Genomic DNA, 22,173 nt, shown 5'->3' on the forward strand with positions numbered 1-22,173 from the left:
CCCTTCATAGTATAAATTTGACTGTATCCCTTAACCTTGTTAAATTACAAAAACTCGGGCAAGGAGGGGTGACACTTGAAGGGTAGCGATCACAAAAGCAAATTCCTACTGACGAACCGTGAGCGCGAAGTCTTTGAATTGCTTGTTCAGGACAAAACGACCCGTGATATCGCACAACAACTATTCATAAGCGAGAAGACGGTACGAAATCACATATCGAATGTGATGCAGAAATTAAATGTGAAGGGTCGTTCGCAAGCGGTTGTCGAGCTGATCAAGCTTGGGGAGCTGAAAATCTGACATTGCCCATCGCCCTGACCATTTAAACTTCTGGCTCCATGCCGGGAAGCGGTATGGATAGGAGGCTCTTTGATGAGCAGGCTGCTGCAGTATACCACTGACGGCTTGCGTCGGATAGATGAAAGGCGTCCCGCCTGCTTATCTTCGTAATCTCGAAGGTGTAGGGCGAGACGTCTCTATTTTTTGGCACGAATGGACAATCTATAAAAGGCACTCCTGTTATCTGCTCAGCAGACGAAGGAGTGCCTTTTTCTATTTTCTCAATTACATATGAGTACGGCCCTTTGCCCATACTTTTTTAATGTTGAGCTCTGCATCGGTCCAGACAAGGTCTGCTTGTTTACCGACTTCAATGCTGCCGGTCACATCATCAATTCCGATTTGCTTAGCGGGATTGATACTCGCCAGCTTGGACGCTTCTTCGACGGACAAACCGACGTGACGAGTAACAAATTGGATCGCGCCAATCATCGTTAAGGTGCTGCCCGCAAGCGAGCCGCCTTCCGTCAGACGTGCCACACCGTCTATAACCGTTACTGGCAATCCACCAAGGTCGTATTGACCGTTAGGCATGCCGGCTGCTGACATCGCATCCGTGATCAGAATCAGCTTGCCAGCCGCTTTAGAGCGTACTAGCAGCTTGATACACGCCGGATGGACATGATGTCCGTCTGCTATTACTTCCGCTGCAATACGGTCGTCTGTAAGTACGCCGCCAGCGACGCCTGGATTGCGGTGATGAACAGGCGTCATCGCGTTAAAGGTATGAACGGCTTGGTTCAATCCTGCATTTGCTGCTTCTGTTAACTGCTCATACGTAGCATCGGTATGAGCGGCCGCCGCATTGATACCGTGTGCTCGGCACCAGCGAATAGCGTTAAGTGCATTATCGCGCTCAGGAGCAAGGCTTAATTGCTTCATTACGCCTGGATGATGTTCATGCCAGCCTTCCAGCCAGTCAATTTGTGCATCCATCATAAAGGCATCATTTTGGGCACCCTTGTATTTAGGGTTCACAAAGGGGCCTTCCAAATGCAGCCCTGCAAGCTGTGCATATTTTGAGTTGCTTTTCATGTAGGCATCTACAGCATCCACAACTTTGTCCAGCGCTTCGTGTGACTGTGTCATCGACGTCGCCAGCATGGTTGTCGTTCCATGTTCCATATGGAACTTTGTGATCTGGTCGTAGGCTGTGTGAGATGCATCCATAAAGTCAGCACCAAAGCCGCCATGCACGTGCACGTCGATAAAGCCAGGCATAACATAGCCATTATCTGCGTCGATGGCATCGGTCAGCCATGCTTGTTCCACTGGTGTCAGCTGCGACAGGGTACCAATATAGGCAATGCGGCCGTCCTCTACGCGAACGATTCCGTCATGGATAAGACCGTTCAGCGTCACGAGACGTGCATTTTTAAGCGTAAAGGTTGAGTTAGTCATTGAACTTTTGTGCCGCCTCCTTGTCGAGCAATACGACAACATTTGGATGAGTTTGCAGCAGGGAAGCCGGAACTTCCGTTGTTATTGGACCAGTAAGGGCGCGGTGGATAATATCTGCTTTCTCCGCACCACGGCCGATCAGCAGAATCATTTTTGCTTTTAAAATGGAACCGACTCCCATGGTTACGGCTTGCGTAGGCACTTGATCAATCGAATCAAAAAATCGAGCGTTGGCTTGACGCGTTTCTTCTTTTAATTGCACGACATGAGTACCACCATGCAATTGCTGATCAGGCTCATTAAAGCCGATATGCCCATTATGGCCAATGCCAAGGAATTGGATATCAATAGATGCTTGGGCAAGTGCTGCATCGTACTGTTTGCATTCTGCTTTAAGGTCAACTGCATTGCCATCAGGCACACGAGTATTAGTTTTGTTAATGTCGACATGGTTAAACAACTGCGTGTTCATGAAGGAGCGGTACGTTTCCGGGTGTCCTTCTGGCAAACCTACATACTCGTCCAAGTTATACGATTGTACATTTTTAAAGCTGACATATCCTTTTTCATAAAGACGAATCAGTTCTTGGTAAATACCGATGGGGGAACTGCCTGTAGCAAGACCAAGCACTGCATTGGGCTTAGTTTGAATCAGACTTGCAACGATGCCAGCACCAATCTGGTTTAGTTCTTCGTTGGTATTAAATGTCATAATGTTCATTTGTATATTACCTCCCTTTATCTTTACGGTACTTTCGTACCATGCGATACGATTGTTCGAGCTTCGGAATATGTTCGTCAAACTGCTCGCTGACCATGCCGGCAAAAATAATATCAATAACATGCAGCTGTGCAATTCGTGATGCCATATCCCCGCGACGCATGCCTTCTTCTAAGGAAGAGGCAAATAAGTTAATGTCGGCTAAGTTAGCGAGACGGTTATTACCGACCTTAGACAGCGAAATCGTAGTAGCTCCGCGCTCCTTGGCACACTGCAAGGAATCAATCGTCTCGGGTGTTTCACCCGAATACGATATGGCGATAGCAACATCATCAGTGCCCAGATTGGCGGCCGATGTGATCTGCATATGAGGATCAGCAAAGGCGGTAGCACGCTTACCAATACGTACGAGCTTCTGATAGAAGTCCATTGCAACGATGCCTGATGTGGCAACGCCGTATAAATCGATGTGCCGAGCGCGTTGGAGCGCAGCAATCGTACGTTCTAGCGCATGAATGTCCAACAATCTTGTCGTATCTGAGATAGAACGGAGATGATTGGATTCAATTGCGGTAACGATATCCGCCAGTTTGTTGCCTGCGATAATATCTTGATAAGTCAAGGGTGTAGTCTGCTGGGCCAAGTCTGCGGCCAACTTCGTCTTAAAGTCAGGATATCCGCGAAAATGAAGCGATTTGCAAAATCGAGTCACCGTGGCCGCGGAAGTACTGGACTGCTCGGCCAACTCCGTAATGCCCATTGTCACCACATTACCCGGAAATTGAAGCATATAGTCAGCAAGCTTGCGCTCCTGCTGATGAAAATGGTCTAACTGCTGCCGGATGGCATGGAGAATACTCGACAATGTAAATCATCTCACTTCATGTAATCGTAATGCTTGGGTGTTAATACAAGCTGTCGTGCATTCATCATGTAGGGATTGTGTAATGGTTAATTGCCATGAAAAAAATTTTAATTATTTAATCCTTTGTCATGAAAAAAATTTTAGTGGATATCCCTATCATAGCGAAGAAAATAGGTGCATGCAAGTGAATTCCATCATTGTTTCATAACCGTCAAATATAGGGTACCCGTTCATAGGAACTTCACCATATAAAGGTTGTGATAGATTGGTTTTTGTAAGTTTACTTTTACATATCCTCACAATTGTGAGAAGGATGCACGCCCATACAAACAGCTTGCGCATACAAGTAAAAACAGTCATGGGCTGCTTCTCTGCATCCCATTTTTCCTAGACTTTACTGGCCATCTTGAAATTGACGCTGCTCACGGAATTGCTTGGGAGATAGGCCTAGTCGATTGCGGAATGTCCGGTGGAAATAGGAATAGCTCTGAAACCCGCACATCTCGGCTATTTGTTCTAACGACATGTAGCCATGCAAAATACGTTCACACGCCATACTTATCCGCACTTCAATTGCGTAGTCCATAATAGATTGTTGGAAGACGTCCTTGAATAAATGAGAAGCGCGTGATGCACTAACCTGAACAGACTCGGCGACATCTTGTATGCTGAAGCTTTCCGTTGCGTTGATCTCAATATATTGCTTCATGCGATGTGCAAGTTGTGTGGTCCGATCGTCAAGGCTATTCATATGCGGGTGCTGTAAGGCACGCTCGAACATAAGAAATAGTACAAATGTCAAATGTCTGACAATATCGTTCATGTGATTTTCTGGCAGGCGCTGCTCCTGCATAATCTCACGCCATATGGCTAGCATTCGATCATCAATTGCGTGATTGGATAACCAAGGAGGTTGATGGTCCAACCACCATTTCTCTATCCAAGGTCCATTAACCATCATATAGTAATCGAGGCTGTGCACCTTCGTCATGGTCTCCATGGTTTCGGGATCTTTGTATCCGATTTTGAGGTCATAGTGCTGCTTGGGGCCAAGCATAATCATCTGTCCGGGCAATATCGGGACATACTGATCATGTGTTCGAATATGAGCGCTTCCCTCAAGCTGAATACGAATAATGTAATGTTTCAGCGATGGAATAACAAGGCTAAGCGGTTTACGATGACGGGCGTATCCAGCATGCAGAATGGGGAATTGCTGCTCCATTTGATTATGTGCATTTTTGCTCAAAGTCAGCAGCTCCTTTTTACAATAGGTTAAGCTGGATTATATCATAAACAGCAGAATTGTTCATGTTAGTGCGATATACTTCATTCCCATATGCCTACAGGTATGACACAATGAAACCGTTCTATTGAAAACCTTTTCAAAGCATGGTTATGGAATGACCAACACAAATACATTGAGTATCGAGGTGGACATTATGCGTATTGGTTTGCAATTGTATACAGTCCGTGATGAGACAGAGCGCGATTTTGTTGGCACGTTGGAACGTATTGCAGATATGGGCTATGAAGGTGTAGAACTGGCGGGTTACGGTGGTTTATCGCCTGACGAAATGAAAAATACATTATCACGCTTGGGCTTGGCAGCTGTAGGCAGCCATATTAGCTTGGAGCAGCTTACTGATAATTTAGATGAGCATATTAAGATGAACCTGGCGATTGGCAGTTCCTATCTGATTTGTCCTTGGCTGCCGAAGGAACAATATGATTCTTTGGAAGCATTGGATGTTACGATGGGCAAACTGAAGCAAGCAGCGGAGCGGCTTCAGTCATACGGATTGCGTCTCGGTTACCACAACCATGACTTTGAGTTTACGACAATGGTGGAAGGGAAGACGGTATTTGAGCGTATTTTTGATGCGCTGCCAGCTTCACTATTAATACAAGAACTTGACGTGTGCTGGGTGCAATATAGCGGGAATAAACCAGTAGAGTGGATGGAGAAATATGCCGAGCGTCTGCCGCTCGTTCACTTTAAAGATTTGGCGCGCACGCCTGAAGGTGCTCCGATTACGGTTGAGCTTGGCAAAGGGGAGCTTGATCTTACGGCAATTGCTAAGGCGGCCAGTAATATAGGTGCTGAATGGTTAATCGTGGAGCAAGACGTCACGCAGCGCGGCTCATTGGAAAGCGTAGAAGCAAGCTTGGGCTGGATTACCGCTAACTTGAAAGGCTTGAATTAGCTTTAACCAACAATTCTGAATAAATATGAAGCCGTAAATGATGAGGAGGAATTTATTATGACTAAAGTATATCGCATCGCAATTATTGGCTGTGGCGGCATTGCTAACGGCAAACATATGCCATCGCTGGCAAAGCAGTCGAATGCTGAAATGGTTGCCTTTTGCGACGTTGTGGAAGAGCGCGCTGTTGAGGCAAAGGCGAAGTACGGCAAAGAAGACGCTAAAGTATACACCGATTATCAGGAAGTGCTAGCGGACAAGTCGATTGATATCGTTCATGTTTGTACGCCAAATGACTCCCATGCGGAAATTACAATCGCTGCATTGGAAAGCGACAAGCACGTCATGTGTGAGAAGCCTATGGCCAAAACATCAGAAGACGCCCGCCGAATGGTAGAAGCAGCAGAACGTACAGGAAAGAAGCTGACGATTGGTTATAACAACCGTTTCCGTGCAGATAGTCAATACTTGAAAAAAGTATGTGAGGACGGAACTTTAGGTGAGGTTTATTATGCGAAGGCGCATGCAATTCGCCGACGTGCTGTTCCAACTTGGGGCGTGTTCCTTGACGAAGAGAAGCAAGGCGGAGGTCCGCTTATCGATATTGGCACACACGCCCTCGACCTGACGCTATGGATGATGGACAATTATGAGCCGAAGGTTGTGCTAGGCACTTCATATCATAAGTTGGGCCAGAAGGAGAACGCAGCTAACGCATGGGGGCCATGGGACCCGCAAAAGTTTACAGTTGAAGATTCTGCCTTTGGTATGATTGTGATGAAAAATGGTGCGACGATAGTGCTTGAATCCAGTTGGGCGTTAAATACAACACAAGTAGGAGAAGCCAAGTGTACGCTGAGCGGTACAGAAGGCGGGGCAGATATGTGGGATGGCCTTTCCATTAACGGGGAGAAGCACAGTCGTCTTTATGAGCAGAAGATTGAATTGAATTCCGGCGGTGTTGCTTTCTATGACGGCGAGACGGAGAAAGATACGGATTTGGAAATGCGTTTGTGGCTGGAAGCCATTGATCAAGATAAAGACCCTGTAGTGACGCCTAAGCAGGCATGTGTTGTATCCGAGCTGTTGGAGGCCATTTATGAGTCGGCTCGTACAGGCAAAGCCGTTTATTTTGAATAAAAGGTTTATAAAATGCACAGTTCTTCAAGTAATAGATAAGTTGTGAGCAAACTCTAAATCTGCAATTGTAAGGAGGATGTAAAATGAAATTAGGTGTATTTTTAGTTCTATATGGACAATTATCGCTTGAAGAAGCATTGGATACAGTAGCAGCAAAAGGGATTGAAGCTGTTGAGATCGGTACAGGCGGCTATCCAGGTAACAAACATTGCAATCCGCACGAGTTGTTGGCGGATGCTGCAAAGCTGGAAGCTTTCCGTACAGCAGTTGACTCTCGCGGGCTGACTATTAGTGCGCTCAGCTGCCATGGCAACCCGCTTCACCCGCAGAAAGATATTGCTAAGTCGTTCCATGATGATTTTATGGCAACGCTTGACTTGGCAGCCAAGCTGGGTGTGTCAGTCGTAAATGGCTTCTCCGGCTGTCCTGGCGATCATGAGGATGCAAAGTATCCAAACTGGCCAGTTGCGCCTTGGCCAAATGATTTTAAGGAAGTGCTTGATTGGCAGTGGTCCGAGAAAGTGATTCCTTATTGGAAGGAAGTTGGACAGTATGCCGCAGAGCGGGGCATTAAGATTGGCCTCGAATTGCATGGGGGCTTCTCTGTCCATTCCCCAGGAACGCTTCTGCGCTTGCGTGAAGCAGTGGGTGACGTTATTGGGGCCAATCTGGACCCGAGCCACATGTGGTGGCAAGGGATTGATCCGGTGCAGGCGATTCGTATTCTGGGGCGTGAGCAGGCGATCCATCACTTCCATGCGAAGGATACTACGATTGATCCGGTTAACGTAAACATGCATGGGATTACGGACATGCAGCCGTATACCAACATGCTGGATCGCGCATGGCAGTTCCGTACGGTAGGCTACGGTCATGATGCCAAGACGTGGGCGGATATTATTAGTGCGCTTCGTTTAGTTGGTTATGACTATGTTGTTAGCATTGAGCATGAGGACGGGCTTATGTCGATTGATGAAGGATTTACGAAGGCGGTTCAAGCTTTGCAGCCGATCTTGATGAAAGAGCCGTTAGGCGAGATGTGGTGGGTGTAAGCAGCTTTATTGTTGTTCAACCTGCGTACTTGGCAACGGGGCGGCAGCTTGATGTGCGCTGCCCCAACTCCCTGATAGTTAATTGGATTAACAAACCTAAGTCGACATAATTGGAAATGTACATTGGACACTAAAGGAGAGAAGACATCATGACACAACCATTGACTGTAACCGTGTGGAACGAATATCGCCACGAGCACCGCAACCCGACAGTTGCCAACATTTATCCTAAAGGCATTCACGGTGCAATTGGCGAGCCGCTTGAAGCGAACTATCGCGTTCAGTATGCTACGTTGGACATGCCTGAGCATGGACTATCTGAACAGGTGCTAAATGATACGGACGTGCTGATCTGGTGGGGCCATATGGCACACGGTGAAGTGAGCGACGAGGTAGTCGAGCGTGTATATAACCGTGTTATGCACGGTATGGGCTTAATCGTACTGCACTCAGGTCATTTCTCGAAAATATTCAAAAAGCTAATGGGTACTTCATGCGATTTGAAATGGCGTGAAGCTAATGATAAGGAGCGTCTGTGGGTTGTAGCTCCGGGTCATCCGATCGTTGAGGGAATCGGCGAGTACTTCGAGCTTCCAGAAGAAGAAATGTACGGGGAGCATTTTGATATTCCACAGCCAGATGAACTGGTGCTTGTAAGCTGGTTTACTGGTGGAGAGGTGTTCCGAAGCGGCTGCTGCTACAAGCGGGGGATGGGTAAAGTATTCTACTTCCGTCCAGGACACGAAACGTATCCTACTTACTACAATGAGAACGTACAGCGCATCATCCGCAATGCGGTTGAATGGACGAAGCCATCTACGCGTCCTTATCCGTCTTATGGCAATGCACAGCCAATTGAGCCGTTGAACTAAACGGTCTATAATTAAGAATATAACGTACGGCTCACATGTGAATAACATAGTTGAGCCGTCTTTACTATGAAGAGACGGGAAGTGACCTGACGATGACAGAACAACTTACAGTGAAGCCACTTCGTGTGGGGGTCGTATCTACAGGCGGTATATTTCGCGGCGCTCATATGCCAGCATTTGTTGCTAATCCTTATACAGAGATCGTAGCTGTATGTGATCCGCATAAACCATCTGCGTGCGAGGTGGCAGATGAACTAGGCCAAGTTCGTGTGTACACGGAGTGGCAGGAAATGTTGGAACGTGAGGATTTGGATATTATTGATATATGTTCACCGAACTATTTGCATGCGACGGTAGCGATTGCTGCATTGGAGCATGACTTCCATGTGTTTTGTGAGAAGCCTGATGCCATTTCGCCAGAAGAAGCGATAAAGATGCAGGAAGCGGCGGAACGTTCAGGCAAGGTGCTTATGGTTATGCGCAACAATCGCTTTCGGCCGCGTTCCCGTTTTTTGAAGCAGTGGATCAATGACGGTGGTGCAGGTGAGCTTTATACAGGGCGCTGCGGTTGGCTGCGGCGCAAGGGCATTCCGGGCAAAGGCGGTTGGTTTACGACAAAGTCGATGTCTGGCGGCGGCCCGCTAATTGACCTTGGCGTGCATATGATTGACTTGGCCGTATGGTTGATGGGCAATCCGAAGCCGGTTTCTGTAACTGGAGCGACATACAGCCACTTCGGTCAAGCACACATCAAAGGTGAGACCCGTGTAGTCGAAGGCAACACGTATGATGTGGAGGACCTGGCTACGGGCTTTATTCGCTTTGATAATGGTGCTACGCTGCAGGTAGAGGTAAGCTGGGCCTCTCATATTGAGCAGGACGAGCTGTTCGTGGAGATGCGTGGGACCAAGGCTGGCTTCAGTTTGAAGAACGAGGAGTTCAAGCTGTTTACGGATATGGCGGGGGAACCGCTGAATCAAATGCCGCAAGTTCCGATGGGCGGTTGGGGACATCAAGAGAACGTGAATCATTTTGTAGATGTCGTCCGCGGCGTGGTAGAGCCGGACTTTACGCCGGATCAGGGCATCGATATGATTCGAATTCTCGATGCGATGTATCGCTCTGCCAAGGAAGGGCGCGAGATTCGACTGGATGTGGATACGCTAGGCGCTGATTTAGCATAAATAAAACATATTAACATCAACTAGGGAGAAGCCTTGCGGTATTTGCAAGGCTTCTTTTTTCGTAGAACGTCTGTGACTTCTATTCCTATATAAGCACAAACTTGATTTATTTCTTAAAAGAACAGAATGTTCAACGATCATTCAACGACTGTGCAGAGATGGCTCAATGGATCTACAATATAAAAGGAACGTATGTTCGTATTTTATTAATAGACCTATCATCAAGCGTTAGGTCTATAACATGATAAATTGGTATTAGGAAAATCAAACGTAAACGACACACCGGTTCCACAATGGAACGATTGCGCTTAAGCGCTTATGATGCGTGTGCTTCGGATTAGGTTTGATTTTTTTGTTTCAAAAGCGAGTTTAGCAGCGGGGGTGAATCTTTTAACACGATGTGGGAGCGAAGTTATCAAGCTTTACAAGTGAAGTTGGCTGCCTTATTCCCAGAAGTTTCTGCATGGTATGTGGGAAGCTGTCCTGAATCACCTGCACGTCCTGCCATATGGGTGCAGCTTATGCAAGCAGAAGATGAGAGAACAGGAGCTTGGACCTTATCATCTGCTGCATCATGGCAAATTATTTATGTGCCTGCTGTTGTAAACGGATTGCCGGACGGTATGGCACAGCTGCGGGCAGCAGAGTTGATTCGCAGCGATCTGTCCAGACATAGGCAGCTGAGTGGGATGGAAGGAGACGTGTTTGACCTCGTCTCGGTCAAGGGCGGGACCCGGTCACACGATACTTTTGTCCGGGTAACGTTAGCTGCGGAAGAGGAATTGCCGCAGGAGCTATACGATCAGGTAAAGCGGGTATCTGTACATTATGAGGAGGAATAATCGATGGGATTGCCTAGTGTAACGATTGAATTTAAGCAGAAAGCTTCTGGAGCAGTGACGCAGGGAGCGGCTGGGACGTTGGCGCTTGTACTAAAGGATGCCAGTGTCACGGAAGCAAAGGAGTATAAAGTGTTTGGCATCGAAGAGATTCCAGCGGGGTTAAGTGCGGATAACCGAGCCTATGTAGAACAGGGACTTATGGGGCTGCCAAAGGAAGTGAAGCTTGTTGTTATTCCAGCCGCAGCGACTGACTACAATAAAGCATTGGATCTGCTGGAAACGTTGAAATTCAACGTAGTCGCTTTTCCTGGTGTGGCGGAAGCCGATGTGACGGCACTATCCACATGGTCCAAATCAATGTTTGCCAATAAGGAGCGCCGTATTCTGACCGTACTGCCAAATGCAGCCGCGGATCACCCGGCAGTTGTAAACCTGGCAACGGATCATATTGAAGTTGGTACAAAGAAGTATACGGCAAGCCAGTATACGGCCCGCATTGCAGGCTTGATCGCGGGGCTGCCGCTGACCGTTGCACCAACCTTCCAAGTGCTGAACGAAGTGACCAACGTACCAAAGTTGACGAAGGCGGAAGCTGACGCAGCAGTTAATGCGGGTAAGCTCGTTCTTTACCATGACGGCGAGAAAGTGAAGATTGCGCGCGGCGTAACTTCGTTCCAGACGGTGACCGAGGCCATGGGGCCGGACTGGAAGAAAATTAAGGTGGTGCGTGTATTAAATAAGACCTATCACGATATAAAAGACACGATTGAGGATCTCTATATCGGCAAAGTACAAAATTCATACATGAATAAGCTGCTGCTGATTTCCGCTATTAATGCCTATTACGAGGTATTGGAGCAAGAGGGAGTACTTGATGTGGGCAAAAATATAGTCTCTATCGACATGGCCGCACAGCGTACTTACTTGAAATCACTGTTAGGGGCAGAAGAAGTAGCCAAAATGAAGGAGCAGGACATTAAAGAAGCAAATACGCATGATCAAGTGTTCCTCACTGCAACTCAGCGTCCGCTTGATGCGATTGAAGATGTGAAGCTTGCCGTTTATTTGTAGGAGAAAGCTACTTTTAGTGCTGTGTATAGTAGCATGCTTGTAATCAAAATGGATATGGCAACTGCTGTGGGCAGCGGAGTCATGTGAAAATAAGGGAGGAAGCTAATATGGCAACTGCATTTCATGGAGAAAAAGTAATGTCCGGTACGTTCGGGGAGGTATGGCTGGATGGAAAATTAGTGGCTGAAGCACTTTCGATGGAAGCCAAAATTGAGATTGAAAAGGAAGACGTTCCGTTGGCAGGCAAGTTTGCAACAGATTCTAAATTTATGGGCTACAAGGGTTCAGGCACCTTGAAAATGCACAAAGCGAATTCTCGTATGATTAATCTACTGAGCGAGCAGATCAAGAAAGGGATTAATCCACGGTTTATGATTATGTCCAAATTAAAAGATCCCTCCGCCGACGGTGGTGAAGTCATCACAATTAAAGATGCCTGCTTTAATGACTTAAGCCTGGTGAACTGGGAACTGAAGAAAAAAGGCGAGATCGAAGCTCCTTTTACGTTTACGGATTGGACGGTACAGGATTCAGTGAAAGCGGACTAATTGGAGATTTATCAAGCAAGACACAGGCGGTGTACAAAGTATGCCGTCTTATTACAATTCAAATGAAAAAAGGAGCTTGATTATGGGAAAATCAACGTTTGACTTATTGTTGGGAATGGGAAATGGAAAACTGCAGCGGCCTTTTAAAGAAGTGGAGCTAAAGCGCCTAAGTCAATCAGCAGGCGAGCCGGTTGTGTTTAAGTGCCAGGCCTTAACAATGGACGAGTTTGAGGAGATTCAGGAAATCTCGATGTCGATTAGTAAAAAGGGTGAATTGGAAAACTTTAGCGCCAGTCGGGTGCAGTTGTTTACGGTTCTGCAAGGTGTCGTAGAACCGAACCTGAAGGAACCTCAGCTTCTGGAAGCATTCGGGGTATCCACGCCGAAGCAATTGCTTGAATCCTCCAAGCTGCTCCTGCCTGGTGAAATTACTCAAATTTATAACATGATTTCTTCCTTATCTGGCTTTGGTGAGGGCTCCATGGAAGAGTTAAAAAACGACTAAGGTCGGATGGCTATGGCGAGATGCTCTATTATTATTGGAGCCGCAAAGGCATCCGGCCTTCTATAATTCAATCGATGCCTGCCGGAGAACGACATCTGATCCGAGCTTTCTATGAGATGGAGCAGGAAGATCGGGAGAAGATGGCTAAAACGGGGCAGGTGTGGATTACGATGCCTGCTTTATAAGGGGGTGAATATAGGTGAGTGTCAGAAAAACAAAGCAATTCAGCAAGGATACGGCGAAGCAGTACCAAGATCTGTCAGCTTCCATGATCGAATCGTTCGAGCGGGCTAGTAAACAAATTCTCTCGACCCAAAGATCAATGACAGCAGAGCTTAAAAAAATGCAAGGCAAAGAAGAAGAGGCGAAAAAACCGTTTGAAGTTTTAAAAGAAGCGGGTGTTTCGGCAATGAATGCCATATCCCAAAAAGCGACGCTTGTGACGAAAAATTTGCAGCAGATTTCGAAAATGGATATGGATGCTCCACCTCTTGTGCAAAATCTATTTTATAGTTTTATGGGGTTAGAGAAAGAAATGAATCCTATACTTCAGGACTTTAAAACTAGCTTTCAAGGGGTATTCGGATTTTTGAAAATCAGCTCTGCGAGAGCAGCTTTTCGAATGATTCAATCGTTCCAGTCGGTAAAAGAACATTTAGACCTTCAGATGGATGCGAAGAAAATTTATTTTAAAGCGGTAATTGCTCCTTTCTTTGTGCAAACTGCCAAAATATCTAAAGCAATTGCTCAAATTTCGGTAAAGCCGATCACGATATTTTTTAAAGCAGTGGACCTTACTGCGTCTGCTATCGCTAGCATTAGCAAAGGCATTCACTCCCTCTTAAAAAATATTAAGTTTGACAAGATGCTGACAGACGGGATTGGCTTTGCCCTGAACAGTGCTTTTGACTGGGAAAGGCAAGGGATGTCCATAAATCACATCATGGCATCGAGTCAGCCGGGGAAATCAGCTGGAACCGTTCAGAATGAAGCTGACGATTATCTTAGAATGCTTGATAGCAATATATCTAATTCTCCGTTTGACCCTGACGACATGTTGAAGGCAGGAGCTTCTGCTTTAAAAATGTCAGCTGGAGATTCGACTCAAGCGATGACGATGCTTAATTTGGCCAAAGATATGGTAGCCGTTAATCCGGCCAAGTCACTAGAGGACGCACTAGGTGCGCTTAATGAATTAAAGATCGGCAAATCGGGCATGAAAGTCGCTTACGATATAAAAGACTATGGCTTTGAAGTTGATCCGAATCAGCTTGCTGGCGCAAATGGGGATTGGAGCAAAATAAAAGGGCAGCAGGGGATTGGATTGACCGAAATGTTTAGCGGCGGTTCTGACAAACTAGGGGCAACGGCTGGCGGGATGGTCACGGTCATTAAAAATAAGTTCAAGTCGGGCTTAGCCGGCATGGGAAATGAATTTATTAAAAATTTAGCTCCTGAACTGAAGAAACTAACACCGTTCATGGGGAATATGGTTGACTTCATGACCAATTTTGGCACAACTGCGGCAAAAGCCATTCCCGTTGTCATTTCACATCTGAAACGTTTTATCGATTGGATTACGCCGTTAATCCAGCCAGTGATCGCCATTATCCAGCAGGTCGTGGAACAAGCGGTACAATTTATTACCCCATTGCTGCCACCGATTATGACCTTGTTCCAAAGCGTGTTTGGATGGATTCAGGAAAATATGCCTATCTTTCAAGAAGCGATTGGTGCGGTATTTGATTTTCTACAACCGGTCATCTATACGGTATTGGATACGTTTAATTCCTTATGGCAAACGTGGCAGGAAGCTTGGCCGATTATTCAAGATATTTTATCTACGGCGTGGGGAATCTTTGAGCCGATCTTTAATGGGATTGTCGATGTGTTTAGACTCGTCGTATTTGTTTTTAACCAAAGCTTCCGACCGATGCTTGAAACCTTGTGGACGCTATTAGAGCCTATCATGGATGGGATTTCAAAGATTGTGAACTGGGTTGGCGACAAGTTTGGCAATCTGATTGATTGGATGATTGGTGGGGAGCCTCCCGATTCTCCTGGTAATCCAGCCAAACCCCATGCGGCAGGCCTACGTACGGTTCCGCGGGACAACTATCCCGCACTGCTGCATAAGAACGAGGCGGTGCTGACTGCACAAGAGGCAAATCAATATCGGAACGGTCGCGGCGGCAGTCATGGCATTACGATTAATTTGAACCATCCGGTAGCACGCGATGAGGCGGACTTTGCTAAGTGGGCTCAAGTGCTACGTGCTGAATTGGAAGGTGCAGTTATTAACATGGTCTAAAAGAGGTGAGATAACATGATCCAATTTTGGCTGTCATTTCAGAACGGAGCCGAGCATCTTAGGCTCCCGGTTCCGCCGCAGACATTTGAAATGCAAACAGGTGCCACCTTAACTGCTGTCAATATTCACAGTTTGGGCGAAGCCAACGTAATTGGCAGGAGGCGATTAAAAGCGATATCACTTAGTTCGTATTTTCCAATCGTCAATGATGGCCTATGTCAGTACAGCAGCTTTCCCACACCACAGAGATGTGTACGGATGATTGAGAAATGGCGCGACAGCGGCAAGCCAATACGTTTGATCATTCAAGGACAGGGATTAAACATTAATGAAGCGATGGCGATTGAGAATTTTAACTATTCACAGAAGCATGGTCCGGAAGATGTCCAATTTACACTAGATCTGAAAGAATACCGCTTCTTAACGACTGTGAGTGCTGTGCCGGCTCAAAAAGGGCAAGTAAAGAAGCAAGGCCAGACTCGTCCGAACGAGAAACAGATCCCACTTAAATATAGAGTCATGCCGGGAGATACTTGGTTCTGGATTGCTCGAAAAGTATGGGGCAGCGGTGCGAAGGCGAAGTTTCTTCAGGAGCTGAATGAGAAGAAGGGGATAGGAAAGAAGACGAATACGACGGTGCTGGATGACGTTTGGCTAACCACTCATGAGTGGAGAGAGATTTATTTGAAATAAAGGGGGGTGAATAGATGAAGCTTATCCATACCTCTCGCGATGGAAACAGGACGAATATAACGGAGCTCATTACCCGCATGACTTGGAGCGGTACCTTGAGTGAAGCAGCACGCAAGCTGGAATGGTCTGTTCTAGTATCCGATCACGATTATTATATCGCTAATACTCCGATCGATCTCGGCGAAATGGTGACACTCTACGCGGAGGACGACAGTGAGCTGTTTCGGGGCTACGTCTTTCGCAAGGGCAAGTCGCTTACGGGGACTGAGATTTCTTATAATGCCTACGATGGCCTAATCTACTTGTTAAAATCAACGATTTCAATGAAGTTCGAGAAGCTGACAGCAGGCAGCATTGTGAAGCTAATCTGTAAAGAATTAAATCTACAGGTTGGTGTCTTGCCGGAATCGGATTTCCCAATTAGCTTTGTGCATATGGGAAAAAGTGCTTATGAGGCTATTATGGTAGCCTATACGCAGCTATCGAAGAAGACAGGCAAGCTCTATATCCCCCGCATGCAAGAGGGGAAGGTAGTAGTTGTAACTTCAGGAGATGTGATTGCAGACAGGCTTATGTCCTCTGCATCTAATCTGCTAGAAGCCCAATATGATGAAGATATCGAAAGTATGATTAACTCGGTCCGAGTGACGGATCAGAACGGTACGTTAATCAAGCAGATTGTACAAGAAGATTGGATACAAAAATATGGGAAGCTGCAGGCAACCGTGCAGCAAGAAGAACAGAAAGATAATCTCACATTGGCAAAAGAACATCAGAATGGCATACAGAGGACAGCCTCCGCGCAAGTATTGGGCGGACACGATGCACTGGACATGATCACGGGACACATGGTCATGATGAACCATGGCATCTTGGGGAGGACTGGCCTCTTTTTTGTGAGCGGTGATACACACACCTTTGAAAGTGGGCAGCATCTCATTCAACTGGAGCTGCAATTTAATAAGATGATGGACGAACGTACAGCGGAATAAGGAGGTGGCATATGTCGCAATGGTCCTGGTTCGTCGATTACATTCGGGAGCAGGGGGCGAAGTACAATCCGCCTTATATGATGGTGGGTGAAGTATTGGAACCTTCGCCCAAGCTGCAGATTCGAGTGGAGGGAATTGTGCTTGGCACGGAGGATCTGTGGGTGGCCGAATCGCTCTTGGATCGGAATATTCCAGCAGGTGCGCAGGTAGCTATTATGCCCATGAAGGATTCGCAGCGATTTATCGTACTAGGTAAGGTGGTGAGGCCGTAATGGGTTCCATATTTCCGTTTATTGATGGAGAACAGAGGCTAGATGGTAATGAAAATACAGAACTGCCTTTGTTCCAAGAATATGCTTGGAACTATGAGCTTAACGACTTTGTGATGCATAACGGTGAACCGCTGCTGCTGGCAGGTAATGATGCATTGCGAGTATGGATTTATAAAACGTTAAAGACGGATCGTTATCGATATCCGGCATACAGTTGGAATTATGGCAGTGAATTTGAGGCGCTTATCGGCAGTGCATTTACATCCGTAATTCAACGGAGCGAAGCCGAACGTTATATTCGCGAGGCGCTGCTCGTGAATCCATATATCGTAAGCATTGAGCAGCCAGATGTGCTGCTTGCTGGCGATGAGCTGCGGATTAACGTAACCGTCCATACCATCTATGGGGAGGTGAATGTTGATGTATGAACATAAGACGTGGGAGCAGTTGATGGATGACCTATTAACAGCAGTTCATTTGCCGCAGGTAGCTAAACGTGAGGGTACATTTGTGTATGACGTGTTATCCCCAGCAGCGCTTCAATTGGAACAAGTTTATATGCAGTTGAATCGTGTATTACAGATTGGATTTGCGGAGACGAGTTATGGCCGTTACCTCGACATGCGTGCAGACGAGCATGGCTTAAAGCGCAAGACCTCAGAGGCTGCGCAAGGGTTTGTCACATTTAAGGGCAAGGCGGGGGCAGCAGTTCCTAAAGGCGTAATAGTGGCCACGGCGGATGGCACGATGTACCGCACGCAGGCCGCTGCGATTGTATCCGATACAGGAGTTGTATCGGCAGCCGTTAAGGCACTAGAAGCCGGATCTTCCGGTAATGTACCTGCGGCTATTATTAATACAATTATTACGGAACTGCCAGGCGTCCAGTCGGTGTTTAATGCTGCGCCGACCCTAGGGGGATATGATGGGGAACCAGATAGTGAACTGCTGCAGCGTCTGCTTGCTAAAGTGCGCAATCCGGCAACAAGCGGCAATGCGGATCATTATTTACAATGGGCGCTAGAGGTTCCAGGTATTGGAGACGCCAAGGTATTCCCGATCTGGCAAGGGCCTGGAACGGTGAAGATCGTAGCGCTGGGCAGTGATAAGCAGGCTCCTGGCATAGAGGTGATTGCAGAGGTGCGTCGGCACATCGAGACGATGAGACCGATTGGCGCCGATGTTACCGTTGCAGGGGCAATAGAAGTGCCTGTTCATGTAGAGGTTCAAATCTCTCTGACGCCTGAAGCTGGAAGCTTGGACCAAGTACGGGCCCAGATTGAGCAGGGGATTAAGGAATACTTGCATAAGCTGGCATTTAAAGACCGTGTCGTAAGAATTGCTCGGATTGCCAATGTGCTGCTGGATACCCCTGCTGTGTTGGATTATGACCAATTAATGATGAATGACGGTAACCACAATCTTGTACTGCAGGAAGATCAGGTAGCCGTACTGGGGACGGTGAAGTTGTTATGAGCAGTGGACGAGTAACAAGTCTTGTCTCAAGTCCAGAATCATTAGGGGACAAGCGCAGCATTATTTTAGAACAAATGCGACAATCTGTCCCTGAGTTCCTGTTGGAATCGCCGTTGTACAGTCAACTGCTGAAAGCAGAGGCAGAGCGCTTCGGGAAATTGAACTACGACATAGAAGAACTGCTGCGCCAATTTTATGTGGATACCGCTACTTATGGTCTGGACTTGTGGGAACGATTCTGCGGTATCCCGGCAAGTACTGTCAAACCGATCGACCAGCGGCGTGCAGTCATCAAGTCGAAGCTGCGGGGGATCGGTACAGTCACAGCAGGCGTGATCAAAAATGTAGCAGAATCCTATTCAAACGGCGAAGTAAGCATTCGTGAGTTGGCTGCCGAGTACAAACTGGTCGTTACTTTTATTGGAAAAATGGGGATTCCGCCTAATCTGGCGGATTTACAGGCAAGTCTGCGGGCACTCATTCCTGCGCATTTGGACATCGAATATGAGTTTACTTATTTAACATGGGGAAACTTGGATCAAATGCAATTAAATTGGAACGATTTCGACGATCTTCAACTGGATTGGGAGCAGGCCGAAGTGCTGGATCATCGTCAGTCTATAGTTAGATCCAGTGTGGGGTTGACGATGGGTGAACCTTGATGCAGGTGATAAATCTGTTGGTTAAGGCGCTTTAGGTTACTCTAACGAGAGTATCAGACCAGAACAGGGACAAATAGGTACGAGATTGGCACTGGTCATCTCGTGCTGATCTAGAAGCATGCTGCGTGAGGCGGTCTGAGGTTCTATTAGATATTAGTTTGAAAGATAAGTGAAGGAGGGATAGCGGTGACATTTACATTCCCTGTGGATTCCAACAATAAGGCGGGGGCCGTCAAGTCGCTTGGCACCAACGGATTTACAGTCCCGTCGCAGTCTACCGGATTCGAAGCCAAGGAAGTGAAACGAATAAAGCTGGAAGCACGGGTGAGTACACGATTGACGTTTACGGGGACGTGCGAAGCGTTTGATATCCACAACTTTGGAGTTGGTGATATCTTCGTCAACATCGGTGCCGCTGCAACCGTTGATGGTGCGGATTGCATCATGGTACCGGAAGGTATGGGCTATACATTGAATGTACGTGGTGCGGAGCTGCATGTTATCTCGGAGCGAACACCTAAGATTCAAGTTGTGGGGGTGAGATAGGATGGGCTTGTATCCCTTGCAGGGTGGCACTCCATTGGTGGAAAAGCCGCCTGTGTTGTTGGAGCTGAAGCCGGGCGTTCAGGTGGTGGAGGCGGAGGAAGATTCTTTGTTTAAGCTATCGGGCATTCAAGGCCGGACATTAATTAATTTGTTGGGAAATTCCGGTCGTTTTGAGGGGTTGCAAGATTGGGTGCCCTATTATTCCTCGCTTGTTTCGGTAGAACCGCTGTATAACAACATGGGCCGCAAATCTATCCAATTTCTCTCTAGCAGGAATGATGATGCAATGGGCGTCTACGCGGATATATCTGCTATTGTATTGCCCGGGAAGTATTATATCGCACTTGCTAATGTGAGAAACGGTAATTCATTACATGGTGTGGGAGTTCGTGCTGCTTCAGGAGAATATGTAGCGGAATCAGAGCTTAATAAATCAACAGACTTCCAATTAAAACATGTTGTTTTTAGAACTTCAAGCAAGGAGAATGCCAAAACATTTATATATGCTTATGCACCACATTCATTAAAGGATGAATACGGATTTGTGAATAGCTTCCGACTATTTGAACTATCTGAAATAAATTATAATGCTGTTCGGCATCTCGAGTTAGAACAAGTAGAGTCGGTTTATCCTTATGTGGATGGGATCACTAATGTCATCAATCCCTATGTGTTTGTTAAAGCAAAGAATCTCTGTCCTTCTTTTTACGATTGGGTCCCTAAAAGAGAAGGTATATTTAGAATCGAAAGCCCGTTTGTTTTAAAAAATGTGGCTCCATCAAAAGATATGTGGCATGGAATGCCTAAAATACCTTGTGTTGCAGGACAAGCGTATACGTTTACATGTGAACATGATGGACTGATACAGCTGGCATTCCAGGATGAGAAGGATAAGATTATACACTCATCAGGGTATACAGCCGAGCAAAGCCAGACCCTTATAGCACCACTACATGCAAAATATGTAATAGTTTATATTAGCAATGATAAGAGTGGAAACTTTACGTATAAGAATCCAATGCTCACCTTTGGAACTGTTGCAGCGTCTTTTCAGCCCCCACAATTTAATATGTGGGCAGCAGAGTGTGAACTAGCCTCACATCCTATGGACGGAAGTCATGCTGACATCCTCTACGTAAACAATGAATTTAAACCATGCGTACTGGAAAAATGGAAAAAAATACGGTTAGACGATAAGTTTACGTACTCATTTTATAATTCGTACCCAGGTGGAAAGTGTGTAAGGGTTAATTATTTACTTACAGATGCTGACATCACCACCTTGCCCTTTATAACAAAACATAATGGTACATTGCTAAGAAGCGGAGCACCTTCGGGTAGCGTGGACTGTTATAGTATTAGGGATTGGGGTGAGAAGGCTCCGTTTCTAGGGCTAGGAATAAGCTCAAAAGATAGTGGATGGGGTGACAAATACACACCGTCGGATAGTGATATAAACGCATTTTTCTTAGGGTGGAAGATGTGTGAAGGCAGTTCGGGTAATCCCAATACTTTGTATGATGGAACGGGGACCAAAGCATGGGTTCCGCTTGACGGTATTCACGGAAATACTGGCTCATTTTATTTGGAAAGTACTCCAACACAGCCTGTATCGAAATTTAGTTACACAAGGTTTAGCAGCTGGACACCTTACCAAATGCAGTATTTGAAAATCCTAGCTACTATTGAAGCTGTACAGAATTATGAGACAGGATCAGTCTTGTCTTCGGGAGCTAATCTCATTGAAGTAGGTTCGGGGATCAAACTACGGGAACAGATTACCCCAATGAAAGGGGAATGGAATCAGTATTATGTGCATTCTCGAGGGCTGGGAAATAAAACTGATGATTTGATTGAGAATATCGTAGCTATATATAAAAACCAGATTCAGGACTACTCTTGGAATTTGTATGCTTCGGATGTCAACATTGATTATGGTATTGTAAATGCTTCATGTGCTCAACATCATTTTGATTCATCAGCTATGTATCAAGTAACCTACTTATCGCTGTCACCTGCTCTCCAAGTACCTATATATGGGTCATTGTCAGCTAATATACGAGGTTCTATTTCAGATGTACATGATTGGATGAGTGGGGCTGAACGCAGAATAAATGTATTGGAGAATCAAACATCTACAAAAGGAATATCACAGTGGATAAAAGCTACATTGTTGTCAGGTTGGGTAAATTTTGGCGAGGGTTATTCTGATGCTGCTTATTGTACGGATGATAATGGGATTGTATATTTACGTGGGTTTGTAAAGGGTGGACTAATAGGTACGGAAATATTCATTCTACCAAAAGGATACACTCCAGCTAATAGATTGAACTACTTCCCAGCTAGCAGCAATGGGACTATGCAGAACCTCTCTCGTGTAGAAATTAGTACTGATGGTAAAATGACTTTTGTGCAAGGATATAACGGTTATCTAGGGCTTGATGGTATTTCATTTTTAGCTAAACAGTAAGGAG

The 22,173-nt window shown here is 46.2% G+C and carries 25 protein-coding genes; 20 read left to right on the top strand and 5 right to left on the bottom strand.

The annotated features are described in order from the left end of the window. Nucleotides 1–75 precede the first annotated feature (75 nt). A complete protein-coding gene (locus QP775_RS22740; RefSeq protein WP_019422432.1) occupies nucleotides 76–300 on the top strand; it encodes a helix-turn-helix domain-containing protein in 225 nt (74 codons plus the stop codon). Nucleotides 301–322: 22 nt separating this feature from the next. Here the strand turns inward: QP775_RS22740 and QP775_RS22745 are convergent, their stop codons facing one another. The 5 genes from QP775_RS22745 to QP775_RS22765 all read right to left on the bottom strand — a co-directional run bounded on the left by QP775_RS22745 (nucleotide 323) and on the right by QP775_RS22765 (nucleotide 4,575). Further along, nucleotides 323–592, bottom strand: coding sequence for a hypothetical protein (locus QP775_RS22745; RefSeq protein WP_239332547.1), 270 nt, complete (start codon nucleotides 590–592; stop codon nucleotides 323–325). Next, on the bottom strand, nucleotides 565–1,740 hold the full coding sequence (gene nagA / locus QP775_RS22750; protein ID WP_285109069.1) for an N-acetylglucosamine-6-phosphate deacetylase: 1,176 nt from the start codon (nucleotides 1,738–1,740) through the stop codon (nucleotides 565–567). Before nagA ends, QP775_RS22745 begins: the two co-directional genes overlap by 28 nt. Continuing rightward, nucleotides 1,733–2,461, bottom strand: a complete 729-nt coding sequence (nagB, locus tag QP775_RS22755) for a glucosamine-6-phosphate deaminase (protein ID WP_285109070.1) — start codon at nucleotides 2,459–2,461, stop codon at nucleotides 1,733–1,735. Before nagB ends, nagA begins: the two co-directional genes overlap by 8 nt. A 7-nt stretch (nucleotides 2,462–2,468) precedes the next feature. Beyond that, a complete protein-coding gene (locus QP775_RS22760) occupies nucleotides 2,469–3,326 on the bottom strand; it encodes a MurR/RpiR family transcriptional regulator (protein WP_285109071.1) in 858 nt (285 codons plus the stop codon). A gap of 394 nt (nucleotides 3,327–3,720) precedes the next feature. Beyond that, complete coding sequence (locus QP775_RS22765) at nucleotides 3,721–4,575, bottom strand: helix-turn-helix transcriptional regulator (protein ID WP_239332555.1); 855 nt, start codon at nucleotides 4,573–4,575, stop codon at nucleotides 3,721–3,723. A 154-nt stretch (nucleotides 4,576–4,729) separates the two neighbouring features. Between QP775_RS22765 and QP775_RS22770 the strand changes: the two genes are divergently transcribed. From QP775_RS22770 to QP775_RS22860, 19 genes are all read left to right on the top strand, one after another. Continuing rightward, on the top strand, nucleotides 4,730–5,533 hold the full coding sequence (locus QP775_RS22770; RefSeq protein ID WP_285109072.1) for a sugar phosphate isomerase/epimerase family protein: 804 nt from the start codon (nucleotides 4,730–4,732) through the stop codon (nucleotides 5,531–5,533). Nucleotides 5,534–5,590: 57 nt separating this feature from the next. Continuing rightward, the gene (locus QP775_RS22775; RefSeq protein WP_285109073.1) at nucleotides 5,591–6,673 is read left to right on the top strand and encodes a Gfo/Idh/MocA family protein; all 1,083 of its coding nucleotides are present in this window, start codon (nucleotides 5,591–5,593) and stop codon (nucleotides 6,671–6,673) included. An 83-nt stretch (nucleotides 6,674–6,756) separates the two neighbouring features. Further along, on the top strand, nucleotides 6,757–7,725 hold the full coding sequence (locus QP775_RS22780) for a sugar phosphate isomerase/epimerase family protein (protein WP_285109074.1): 969 nt from the start codon (nucleotides 6,757–6,759) through the stop codon (nucleotides 7,723–7,725). 149 nt (nucleotides 7,726–7,874) lie between these two features. Further along, nucleotides 7,875–8,597: a ThuA domain-containing protein gene (locus QP775_RS22785; RefSeq protein WP_285109075.1), complete on the top strand. Its 723-nt coding sequence runs from the start codon at nucleotides 7,875–7,877 to the stop codon at nucleotides 8,595–8,597. A gap of 50 nt (nucleotides 8,598–8,647) precedes the next feature. Beyond that, the gene (locus QP775_RS22790; RefSeq protein WP_285109076.1) at nucleotides 8,648–9,781 is read left to right on the top strand and encodes a Gfo/Idh/MocA family protein; all 1,134 of its coding nucleotides are present in this window, start codon (nucleotides 8,648–8,650) and stop codon (nucleotides 9,779–9,781) included. A 398-nt stretch (nucleotides 9,782–10,179) separates the two neighbouring features. After that, nucleotides 10,180–10,623 (top strand): hypothetical protein, encoded by a 444-nt coding sequence (locus QP775_RS22795; protein WP_239332569.1) that lies wholly within the window; start codon nucleotides 10,180–10,182, stop codon nucleotides 10,621–10,623. A gap of 3 nt (nucleotides 10,624–10,626) precedes the next feature. After that, on the top strand, nucleotides 10,627–11,694 hold the full coding sequence (locus tag QP775_RS22800) for a phage tail sheath subtilisin-like domain-containing protein (RefSeq protein ID WP_285109077.1): 1,068 nt from the start codon (nucleotides 10,627–10,629) through the stop codon (nucleotides 11,692–11,694). A 107-nt stretch (nucleotides 11,695–11,801) separates the two neighbouring features. After that, entirely contained in the window at nucleotides 11,802–12,242 is a 441-nt protein-coding gene (locus QP775_RS22805; RefSeq protein ID WP_239332573.1) for a phage tail tube protein, read from the top strand. Nucleotides 12,243–12,324: 82 nt separating this feature from the next. Then, nucleotides 12,325–12,747, top strand: a complete 423-nt coding sequence (locus tag QP775_RS22810; RefSeq protein WP_285109078.1) for a phage tail assembly chaperone — start codon at nucleotides 12,325–12,327, stop codon at nucleotides 12,745–12,747. A gap of 20 nt (nucleotides 12,748–12,767) precedes the next feature. Continuing rightward, entirely contained in the window at nucleotides 12,768–12,932 is a 165-nt protein-coding gene (locus QP775_RS22815; RefSeq protein WP_169450994.1) for a hypothetical protein, read from the top strand. A 14-nt stretch (nucleotides 12,933–12,946) separates the two neighbouring features. Then, the gene (locus QP775_RS22820) at nucleotides 12,947–15,058 is read left to right on the top strand and encodes a phage tail protein (RefSeq protein ID WP_285109079.1); all 2,112 of its coding nucleotides are present in this window, start codon (nucleotides 12,947–12,949) and stop codon (nucleotides 15,056–15,058) included. Nucleotides 15,059–15,073: 15 nt separating this feature from the next. Next, nucleotides 15,074–15,751 (top strand): phage baseplate protein, encoded by a 678-nt coding sequence (locus QP775_RS22825; RefSeq protein ID WP_285109080.1) that lies wholly within the window; start codon nucleotides 15,074–15,076, stop codon nucleotides 15,749–15,751. A 14-nt stretch (nucleotides 15,752–15,765) separates the two neighbouring features. Further along, nucleotides 15,766–16,743 carry an XkdQ/YqbQ family protein gene (locus tag QP775_RS22830; protein WP_285109081.1) on the top strand — a complete coding sequence of 326 codons (978 nt, stop codon included), beginning with the start codon at nucleotides 15,766–15,768 and terminating at the stop codon, nucleotides 16,741–16,743. An 11-nt stretch (nucleotides 16,744–16,754) separates the two neighbouring features. Next, nucleotides 16,755–17,015 carry a DUF2577 family protein gene (locus tag QP775_RS22835; protein WP_285109082.1) on the top strand — a complete coding sequence of 87 codons (261 nt, stop codon included), beginning with the start codon at nucleotides 16,755–16,757 and terminating at the stop codon, nucleotides 17,013–17,015. After that, nucleotides 17,015–17,443: a DUF2634 domain-containing protein gene (locus tag QP775_RS22840; RefSeq protein ID WP_285109083.1), complete on the top strand. Its 429-nt coding sequence runs from the start codon at nucleotides 17,015–17,017 to the stop codon at nucleotides 17,441–17,443. The genes QP775_RS22835 and QP775_RS22840 overlap by 1 nt, the downstream gene beginning before the upstream one ends. After that, nucleotides 17,436–18,491 carry a baseplate J/gp47 family protein gene (locus tag QP775_RS22845; protein ID WP_285109084.1) on the top strand — a complete coding sequence of 352 codons (1,056 nt, stop codon included), beginning with the start codon at nucleotides 17,436–17,438 and terminating at the stop codon, nucleotides 18,489–18,491. Before QP775_RS22840 ends, QP775_RS22845 begins: the two co-directional genes overlap by 8 nt. Then, complete coding sequence (locus QP775_RS22850) at nucleotides 18,488–19,153, top strand: YmfQ family protein (RefSeq protein ID WP_285109085.1); 666 nt, start codon at nucleotides 18,488–18,490, stop codon at nucleotides 19,151–19,153. Before QP775_RS22845 ends, QP775_RS22850 begins: the two co-directional genes overlap by 4 nt. 186 nt (nucleotides 19,154–19,339) lie before the next feature. Continuing rightward, nucleotides 19,340–19,699, top strand: coding sequence for a hypothetical protein (locus QP775_RS22855; RefSeq protein WP_239332591.1), 360 nt, complete (start codon nucleotides 19,340–19,342; stop codon nucleotides 19,697–19,699). Nucleotides 19,700–19,733: 34 nt separating this feature from the next. Beyond that, complete coding sequence (locus tag QP775_RS22860) at nucleotides 19,734–22,169, top strand: hypothetical protein (protein WP_285109086.1); 2,436 nt, start codon at nucleotides 19,734–19,736, stop codon at nucleotides 22,167–22,169. Nucleotides 22,170–22,173 lie beyond the last annotated feature (4 nt).

Origin of the sequence: Paenibacillus sp. UMB4589-SE434 (assembly GCF_030226685.1) — a bacterium.
Lineage (GTDB): Bacteria > Bacillota > Bacilli > Paenibacillales > Paenibacillaceae > Paenibacillus_B.

What these genes read in the sequence shown, in the direction of transcription:
- QP775_RS22745 (WP_239332547.1), bottom strand. Translation starts at nt 592, where the DNA reads ATGGGCAAAGGGCCGTACTCATATGTAATTGAGAAAATAGAAAAAGGC.
- nagA (WP_285109069.1), bottom strand. Translation starts at nt 1,740, where the DNA reads ATGACTAACTCAACCTTTACGCTTAAAAATGCACGTCTCGTGACGCTG.
- nagB (WP_285109070.1), bottom strand. Translation starts at nt 2,461, where the DNA reads ATGAACATTATGACATTTAATACCAACGAAGAACTAAACCAGATTGGT.
- QP775_RS22770 (WP_285109072.1), top strand. Translation starts at nt 4,730, where the DNA reads ATGACCAACACAAATACATTGAGTATCGAGGTGGACATTATGCGTATT.
- QP775_RS22775 (WP_285109073.1), top strand. Translation starts at nt 5,591, where the DNA reads ATGACTAAAGTATATCGCATCGCAATTATTGGCTGTGGCGGCATTGCT.
- QP775_RS22780 (WP_285109074.1), top strand. Translation starts at nt 6,757, where the DNA reads ATGAAATTAGGTGTATTTTTAGTTCTATATGGACAATTATCGCTTGAA.
- QP775_RS22785 (WP_285109075.1), top strand. Translation starts at nt 7,875, where the DNA reads ATGACACAACCATTGACTGTAACCGTGTGGAACGAATATCGCCACGAG.
- QP775_RS22795 (WP_239332569.1), top strand. Translation starts at nt 10,180, where the DNA reads ATGTGGGAGCGAAGTTATCAAGCTTTACAAGTGAAGTTGGCTGCCTTA.
- QP775_RS22800 (WP_285109077.1), top strand. Translation starts at nt 10,627, where the DNA reads ATGGGATTGCCTAGTGTAACGATTGAATTTAAGCAGAAAGCTTCTGGA.
- QP775_RS22805 (WP_239332573.1), top strand. Translation starts at nt 11,802, where the DNA reads ATGGCAACTGCATTTCATGGAGAAAAAGTAATGTCCGGTACGTTCGGG.
- QP775_RS22810 (WP_285109078.1), top strand. Translation starts at nt 12,325, where the DNA reads ATGGGAAAATCAACGTTTGACTTATTGTTGGGAATGGGAAATGGAAAA.
- QP775_RS22815 (WP_169450994.1), top strand. Translation starts at nt 12,768, where the DNA reads ATGCTCTATTATTATTGGAGCCGCAAAGGCATCCGGCCTTCTATAATT.
- QP775_RS22825 (WP_285109080.1), top strand. Translation starts at nt 15,074, where the DNA reads ATGATCCAATTTTGGCTGTCATTTCAGAACGGAGCCGAGCATCTTAGG.
- QP775_RS22830 (WP_285109081.1), top strand. Translation starts at nt 15,766, where the DNA reads ATGAAGCTTATCCATACCTCTCGCGATGGAAACAGGACGAATATAACG.
- QP775_RS22835 (WP_285109082.1), top strand. Translation starts at nt 16,755, where the DNA reads ATGTCGCAATGGTCCTGGTTCGTCGATTACATTCGGGAGCAGGGGGCG.
- QP775_RS22840 (WP_285109083.1), top strand. Translation starts at nt 17,015, where the DNA reads ATGGGTTCCATATTTCCGTTTATTGATGGAGAACAGAGGCTAGATGGT.
- QP775_RS22845 (WP_285109084.1), top strand. Translation starts at nt 17,436, where the DNA reads ATGTATGAACATAAGACGTGGGAGCAGTTGATGGATGACCTATTAACA.
- QP775_RS22850 (WP_285109085.1), top strand. Translation starts at nt 18,488, where the DNA reads ATGAGCAGTGGACGAGTAACAAGTCTTGTCTCAAGTCCAGAATCATTA.